Origin of the sequence: Salinibacterium sp., assembly GCF_031364185.1 — a bacterium.
Lineage (GTDB): Bacteria > Actinomycetota > Actinomycetes > Actinomycetales > Microbacteriaceae > Rhodoglobus.
On sequence record NZ_JANLVV010000334.1, the window covers coordinates 1 to 7,533 of the forward strand.

The 7,533-nt window shown below is 63.5% G+C and carries 7 protein-coding genes and 1 pseudogene; 3 read left to right on the top strand and 5 right to left on the bottom strand.

All coding sequences use genetic code 11. The features are described 5' to 3' along the window. On the bottom strand, nt 1-819 hold an 819-nt coding region (locus RMN95_RS14520; RefSeq protein ID WP_309617621.1), incomplete at its 3' end, for a PucR family transcriptional regulator ligand-binding domain-containing protein. A 100-nt stretch (nt 820-919) separates the two neighbouring features. Between RMN95_RS14520 and gabT the strand changes: the two are divergent. The 3 genes and pseudogenes from gabT to RMN95_RS14535 all read left to right on the top strand — a co-directional run bounded on the left by gabT (nt 920) and on the right by RMN95_RS14535 (nt 4,324). Further along, nucleotides 920-2,302: pseudogene (gene gabT / locus RMN95_RS14525) on the top strand (4-aminobutyrate--2-oxoglutarate transaminase). Between the two features lie 41 nt (nt 2,303-2,343). Continuing rightward, nucleotides 2,344-3,525 carry an acyl-CoA dehydrogenase family protein gene (locus RMN95_RS14530; protein ID WP_309617622.1) on the top strand — a complete coding sequence of 394 codons (1,182 nt, stop codon included), beginning with the start codon at nt 2,344-2,346 and terminating at the stop codon, nt 3,523-3,525. 469 nt (nt 3,526-3,994) lie between these two features. Next, complete coding sequence (locus RMN95_RS14535; RefSeq protein WP_309617623.1) at nt 3,995-4,324, top strand: ribbon-helix-helix protein, CopG family; 330 nt, start codon at nt 3,995-3,997, stop codon at nt 4,322-4,324. A 56-nt stretch (nt 4,325-4,380) separates the two neighbouring features. Here the strand turns inward: RMN95_RS14535 and RMN95_RS14540 are convergent, their stop codons facing one another. The 4 genes from RMN95_RS14540 to RMN95_RS14555 all read right to left on the bottom strand — a co-directional run bounded on the left by RMN95_RS14540 (nt 4,381) and on the right by RMN95_RS14555 (nt 6,951). Next, nucleotides 4,381-4,764, bottom strand: coding sequence for a hypothetical protein (locus RMN95_RS14540; protein ID WP_309617624.1), 384 nt, complete (start codon nt 4,762-4,764; stop codon nt 4,381-4,383). Between the two features lie 92 nt (nt 4,765-4,856). Beyond that, the gene (locus RMN95_RS14545) at nt 4,857-5,585 is read right to left on the bottom strand and encodes an alpha/beta hydrolase (protein WP_309617627.1); all 729 of its coding nucleotides are present in this window, start codon (nt 5,583-5,585) and stop codon (nt 4,857-4,859) included. A gap of 364 nt (nt 5,586-5,949) precedes the next feature. After that, nucleotides 5,950-6,150, bottom strand: coding sequence for a hypothetical protein (locus tag RMN95_RS14550; RefSeq protein ID WP_309617625.1), 201 nt, complete (start codon nt 6,148-6,150; stop codon nt 5,950-5,952). Nucleotides 6,151-6,417: 267 nt separating this feature from the next. Next, complete coding sequence (locus RMN95_RS14555; RefSeq protein WP_309617626.1) at nt 6,418-6,951, bottom strand: DUF1801 domain-containing protein; 534 nt, start codon at nt 6,949-6,951, stop codon at nt 6,418-6,420. Nucleotides 6,952-7,533 lie beyond the last annotated feature (582 nt).

The window sequence follows — 7,533 nt, forward strand, 5'->3', positions numbered from 1 at the left end:
GCCTCCCAGTGCGGCTTCGGCCTGTGATGCCTCCCGCGCGCGCTTCACGGTCAGTGACAGCAACATGCAGGAGGTGAGGATGAGCTGGCGGTCGGCTCTTCGCAGGTCACGCCCCGCAGCCACCGCGAGAAAGCCCACGGTATGTTGGCCGATCGTGATCGAATGTTCGATGACGTTCATGCCGTCCACGGGGAACGTGGCTGCCGAATATGTTCCGACCAGGTTGAATCTGGCCGACTCCGCCCGAAGTTGCGGCACGACATCTGCCGCGGTCGACGGCCAGATCGTTTCGGCTGCACCGTCTGCGGGAAGGTAAGCCGCCCATCCGCCGAGTCCTTGGGCGAGCGTGCTGATGATGGCCTGCGTGGCGTTGTCCCGGGTGGCGGCGCGTGCCAGCGCGGTCTGGAGATCGAGGCGCGAGGTCAGGTCGGCCTGCTCCGATTTACCCACCAGTGTCCAGAAAGCGCGCGAAATGTGTAGGAACGGCACCGCCTCGGGCACCAGCAGCAGGTCGAGATTCGCGTCGACGCACGCCGCGACGAGAGCGGGATCAACGCGATCCGTCCCGGCACCGAGCCCCAGTGCGAGTGCCGCGATTCCCTTCTGCGCCAGCCGGTTGACGTAGTCCCGGGTGGCGGCATTACCCCCGCCCAGCGGAATGCCCGTCGTGAGCAGCAACTCCCCGCCCTCAAGATAGGGCGTGGGGTCCGCGAGTTCGGAGATGTGCACGCCGGTGAGGGGTTGTCGCCCGATGGGGCCGGGCGCCGCCGGGCGAAGGTCGGCACCAAGGCGATCGCACAGCTGCTCCAGCGTGACCAATGGCGAACTCCTCCGACGTCTGGTCAGTCTATCCAAATCCACTTCACAACTGGATGAATCATCTAAAGACGGGGATGATCCTTCTGATTACATTGGCATCATGGCCTCACATCTCGCCCCACTTCTCCAGTCCCGGCACATTGCGCATCCCTTGCCGGGGCCGCGGTCTCGTGAGCTGCAGGAGATTCGCAACCGCGAGGTCACCTCGGCCTTCGGCAGTGCGCTCCCGGTCTTCATCGACCGGGCCGAGGGGGGCATCCTCCAGGATGTCGACGGCAACCGGATCATCGATTTCGCTTCGGGGATCGCGGTCACCAGCGTTGGGGCGAGCAACCCGTTCGTGCAGGCCCGGGTGGCCGCTCAGCTGGAACAGTTCACCCACACCTGCTTCATGGTCACGGAGTACGAGGGATTCACCGAGGTCTGCCGCTGGCTGAACGCCCACACGCCGGGCACCTTCGATAAGCGAACCGCACTGTTCTCCACGGGCGCGGAAGCCGTCGAGAACGCCATCAAGATCGCCAGGGCCGCCACCGGTCGGCCCAATGTTCTCGTCTTCGACGAGGCCTACCACGGCCGTTAGCTGCTTACGATGGCGATGACGGCGAAGGTGAACCCCTACAAACTTGGCTTCGGTCCGTTCCCCGAGCAGATCTTCCGGGCACCCAATGCCGCACCGTTGCGCTGGCCGAGCGGCGCCGAGAACGCCTCTGCGGAGGCTCTTGCGGCGGTCGAGACGATTTTGGCCGCGAACGGCCCGGAGACGTTTGCCGCCATGGTCATCGAGCCCATCCAGGGCGAGGGTGGCTTCCTCGTGCCGGCCCCGGGCTTCCTCGCGGGGCTGCGGGCGATAGCGGATGCGCACGGCATCGTTTTCGTGATGGATGAGGTGCAGGCCGGCATGGGTCGCACCGGCACCCTGTTCGCGAGCGAACACGAGGGCGTTGCCGCAGACCTGATCGTCACCGCCAAAGCCCTCGGCGGTGGGCTGCCACTCGCCGCCGTCACCGGCCGCACCGAACTGATGAACGCGGTGCACACCGGAGGCCTCGGTGGTACCTACGCGGGCAATCCGCTGGCCTGCGCCGCCGCGCTGGGCGTGTTTGAGGCTCTCGAAGACGGAACGCTGCTTGCTCATGCCACCACCATCGAGAGTGTCGTCCGTGCTCGGCTGGAGCCCCTGCTCGATTCTGTCGACGTCGTAGCGGAGCTGCGCGGGCGCGGTGCGATGCTGGCAATCGAGTTCGCCGACCCCGTCACGCTCGCGCCGCGAGCGGACGTAGCTAAAGCCGTCGCGGCCGCCTGTCATGCCGCCGGAGTGCTGATCCTGGTCTGCGGAACATTTGGCAACGTGATCCGGTTGCTGCCACCCCTCGTCATCGGGGTCGAGTTGCTGGAAGACGGCCTCGGAGTGCTCACGGCTGCCATCGAGCAGCAGGCGGCCGAGGCATCCCGCCCCCTTCAGAATGTTGTCATGGCATGACGCGCCACGGCGCCGACATCGCGACTGGTACCGTGCTGGAGATGTCTACAAAAGGAACGCCGACGTCTGACGCCTCCGACCTGATCGACGTCGACTCACTGCTCACCGATACCGAACTCGAGTTGCGCAGCACGGTGCGCGCCTTCGTCGATGCGGAGATCAAGCCGCACATTGCCGGTTGGTACGACGCGGCGGAGTTCCCGACCAGCATCATCCCGCGCCTGGCCGAGCTCGGGCTTCTCGGAATGCACCTCACCGGGTATGGCTGCCCCGGTCGAAGCGCCGTGGAGTACGGCATCGCCGCCCTCGAACTCGAGGCGGGGGATTCGGGGCTGCGCACCTTTGTCAGCGTGCAGGGCTCTCTTGCGATGACGGCCATACATAAACACGGTTCCGAGGAACAGAAGAATGAATGGCTGCCGCGAATGGCAGCAGGCGAGGCAATTGGATGCTTCGGGCTCACCGAACCGACCGCCGGGTCCGACCCCGCGAGCATGACCACCTTCGCCCGACGTGACGGGGACGACTGGGTGATCAGCGGCACCAAACGGTGGATCGGGCTGGCCTCCATCGCCGACATCGCGATCATCTGGGCGATGACCGACGACGGCATCCGGGGCTTCATCGTGCCGACCGGCACCCCCGGGTTCACGGCCGCGGTCATCCCGCAGAAGCTGTCGATGCGCGCGTCGATCCAGTGCGAGATCGAGCTCGCGGAGGTGAGGCTGCCCGCCTCGGCCATGCTGCCGAAGGCGAAGGGTCTTCGCGGTCCCTTCGAGTGCCTCAACGAGGCCCGTTACGGCATCATTTGGGGGGCGATGGGCGCGGCCCGCGACAGTTACCTCGCCGCGCTCGACTACTCCCGTGAGCGCCTGCAGTTCGGAAAGCCCCTGGCCGGCTACCAGCTGACGCAGGAGAAGCTGGTGAACATGGCGCTGGAGATCAACAAGGGCACCCTGCTGGCGCTACAACTCGGTCGTCTCAAAGACGCCGGCAAACTTCAGCCGCACCAGATCTCGATCGGAAAGCTGAACAACTGCCGCGAGGCGATCACCATCGCGCGCGAGGCCCGCGCCCTGCTCGGTGGCAACGGCATCACGCTCGACTATTCGCCGCTGCGCCACGCCAACAATCTGGAAAGCGTGCGCACCTACGAGGGAACCGACGAGGTGCACACCCTGGTGATCGGCAATCACATCACGGGGATCTCCGCGTTCCGGTGACGGTGTTCCGAGGGCGCTAGAGACCTTAGGCTAACCCATCCTCCGGCCGAGCGTGCCGAAATCGCGCCTATCGGAAACCTCGATCGGGCCGATCCGCGTTGACCCCCAGTTAATGATGTGCGTTCTCGATTGACTGCTGTCTGAGAGATCTCTGCCCGGCACCCAAGTTCTGTATTCCCTTTTCGTGGCCACCATTTATGGTGGCAATTAGGTGAGCGTCGAGTGCAGACAAGCATCTCATTCCGCATGAGGATGCTCTGTATGCGATCAGTCATGCGGCCGGTCAGGCGCAGCTTGACGGTCGCGCTGGTGGGGTCACGATCGTGTACGTGGGTCATCCGCACGGGCAAACTGATCGGTATGTCGAAGTGATCGCGGCTGTAGTGCCGCCCCGTGATCTCGCGATCTTTTACGTAATGGAACTCAGTGACGTATACCGACATCCTGTAAATAGGGAGAGTGGATTGAAATGAATGATTATGACGAGCTTGCCAGGCGAGCAGAGCGAGGCGAACTTCCTGCAATCCCTGACACCGTGCTGGTTGGCGCCGCAGCGGCCGCGTCAGGCCGGCAGATGTTGCTCGACGCTACAGGCGCGAACAACATTGTCGAGGCCACACAAATCGCATTCGGTCGGCCGAGGTTATCCGATGCGGGGCACGGGCCATCACCGGTGTGGAAGGTCCGGGCGACAGAGAATCTCGACGCAGAAGTAACCCAAATCGCTAGCCAGCGAGGGGTAACAAAGTCTCGCGTGATCCGTGAAGCAGTCGAAGAGTACCTGCGCGTGCACGCGTAAGCTTCACATCGGGCCTGGAGCAAGGGGGACAAAGTCACGTCGGCGGGGGAGCTATCTCAGTCGTCGTCGACCGCTTGGGCTCTGTCGTCGCCCGTGAACCACAGCAGTGCCATGTTGTGAGGTAACGGCCCGTCGCTGAGCAGAGGTCGCGGATTTACGCCGTGCTCTATTGCACGGCGCACAGTGTGGCCGCGCGCCGCTGCCGCGCGATGCCCTGGCTCCCAAACGACCCCACTGAGGTTCTCGCGGTTGCTTCGATTGCCAGCAGCGATCTCTACTCGGATCTTGGCGGCTGCCCGATCGAATTCCTCACGGAACTCGCTTTCGTTATCGTAAGCAGCCACAATGACGTTGCGCCGCTCCCGCCGATCTGGGTCATATTGGTAGTGGTGGATGACCCATCTCCAGATGGTGTCATCGTCATGATTGACCTTTGCCACCGAATAATCGTCTCACCAGAGAGTCCAACCGGTCTATAGCAGGCGCAGACCGCTGTGACTTTTGCGGACGAGGCACACCTGGAGCGCTTTTCCTATCTGTCGCCGGCCCATTCGATTATCAGACTTAAACCGTCCGCGAAGCTTGGCTCGTGCGGGCGGTTGAGGAAGGCATGGAAGGTCTCGGGAAGTAGGTGGTAGTCCGTTGCGATCCCGGCAGCTGAGAGCTCCAGGGCGAACTGACCGCCAGACGCTCGCATCGAGTCACGGTCAGCGTCGATCATGAGCGTCGGGGGGAAGACGCGCAGGGAGTGGCCACCGGGAAATGCGTGCGCTTCCGACATGGCGGTTTGCGTGCCCGCATAGTGCAGGTTCGTCAGGTTGAGCAGCATCGGCGAGTGGATGAAGCGGCGCTTGCCGCGCAGCCGACGGCGCAAACGGCGCTCCCGTTTCGGTAGCGCCGCGTGGAACAGTCCGTATGCGAAAACGACGCCCGCGAGAGGGGCGGCCGCGTCGTCTGCCAGTCGAAGCACTGCGCCCGCTGATAGACACGCACCGGCGCTTGCTCCGCCCAGAATCACCCCGTTAGGCGTCTCACGTTGAACCGCCCGCACCACCGCGACGACATCGTCCACCGGGACTGGATAGTGGATCGCCGGGCTCCTAGCAAACCCAGACGGAGACCGACGGAGTCTTGAGATGCTCGCGAGCCGATAGGCGACAGTAACGACGTGAAATCCCGCCGCGGCCAACGTTAGAGCGACGTCATGCGACTCTGGCTGGTCGAGATTGCCCTTGAAGAACCCGCCGCCATGTATCCACACGATCGGCGCGGACCTGACCGGAGTCGTGCCCGGGGGTGGAGAATACCGTCGGATGGGTATGGGGCCGTGAGGCCCCTGGATCGTGCTGTCGATCGAGTTGCCTTGTTTCAAGAACTAAGCTCCTCCGGAATAATGGCGCAACTGCTGGACGCTGCCAGCTTCGCGGAGACCCACTTCATGCCAGCGCCGAGATGGCGGCTTTTAGATCCCCCACGGCACGCATCGATATCATCACTGCCGCATTTGACCCCACGATAGCTGGCCCCAACAGCAACGGAGTAGGGTTCCTCATCCGTGCACGCTAGCGCGGTGCCGCACTTACCGTCACTGCTCAAGTGAACGAACGGCGACCTGCTGCGATCCGCTAGGCGTGCTTGGCCGACAGCCGCGCACGCACGACGTCGACACTCACTACGGCGGACGGATCAGCCGCGAGGGCGTCATAGGCGCTGACAACTTTGCTCCCACTCGCGTATGCGCCTGAGCTCACTCGCTGGCGTAAGGCGTCGGCCATCTCGTTCGGAAGGGTGATCCTCACCTGCCGTGTCGCACGCACGGTCACCATCTTTCAAGTAGGACGAAGTCCTACCCAAGACAAGCAGGCTTCGGGAGTGAAATCAGCGGCGAGTTCCAACCGGCTTCCCCTCCAGGAAGAGCCAATCCGTCAGCCCAGGGCCTGTAACGGGAACGATTGTGAAACGCTTGGCGATGAGCCAACTGTCAGCGCTTCGCCTGACGGTCGGGTGCCAGTTCGTGGTTGGCTCGCTCGCGGAACTTTTTGGGCACCGACCAGACTGATTCGGGTACTGTGCAGTCCCGTCGGGCGACGGGTTTACCGCCGTTTGCCGCCGATACCGGGCACTGATGTGATCTGTCTCATCCATGCGGCGACCTGACCTCCGTCGAGGTCGCTGAGGGTTCTTAGTTCCACGCCGCGTGTCGCTTTGCCCATCCCAACCGGGGTCACGGGTGGTACCGGATCGAGCAGCGTCACTCCGTTGATGAACATCAGCTTGACGTGTTCAGCGAAGCCGCCGCAGCTGAAGCACCACCCTTCGTCCACGCCGTAATACGCCATGCCCCACTTGACAGCTCTCTGAAGGTTGGGCAGCGTCTTGGCGGCCAGCGCGTCCACCGCCTCGGCGACGCCGCGCTGCGGCTGTGGAAGGCTCGCGATGTAGGCAAGGGCCGGCTCGTCTCCGACAGCCGCCTTCGCAGGGCTTGCCCTGCCGGTCATGCCCTCCGGCAACAATATGGATGCCGCAACTTCGCCCGCTCGGGTTGAAAGGCTCGGGATCGGCACGTCATTCGTGTCGTTCGGTTTGCTGGTCATCTGAAATCCTGCCCCGGTCTGGCCTGAAGACATTGGCCCACCCTCTCCGTCCTGGTGCTACGTCACAATGAAAGCACTGGCGCGCACGCTACCATCCGGCCAAGCTCGCTCATGCCGGATACTCCGGTCGTTGGCGCGCTCGGTAGGGTGCTCCGATTCCCCTAATGCTAGGGGGCCGTCGCAACGGGTTTCAGGGGTGCCACCGCGATACCCTGCTCGGCGTGGACGGTCGCGATCTTCACGGAGTCGATGGCCAGACCAGCGCTTGGTGTTGACGACAGGATGTCATTTACACCTGCGTCTCGGCTACGGGCACTCGCCAGTCATGGCTCGCTCGTCATGAAACCCTAGTTAAGGTTGACCTGCTTCACTCGAAGGTTCCGACCAACCGACCCTCCCGGCAGGATGACCCGTTGCCAGCGCTCCTCCTAGGGCGGGAGTACAGGTTGCCCAGTCTCAATGGAAACGCACATCAAGGGCCGAGGATAGGCTGAGCCCTGCAGCGTCGAGTGATGCTGCCGCTCGTTCGCAGGAGGGGCATGCGCGACCTGACATTCGACGAGTTCAGTGTCGCTTGGTCGACCTATTGGGGTCGTCGCGAGATTGGCATTGTCG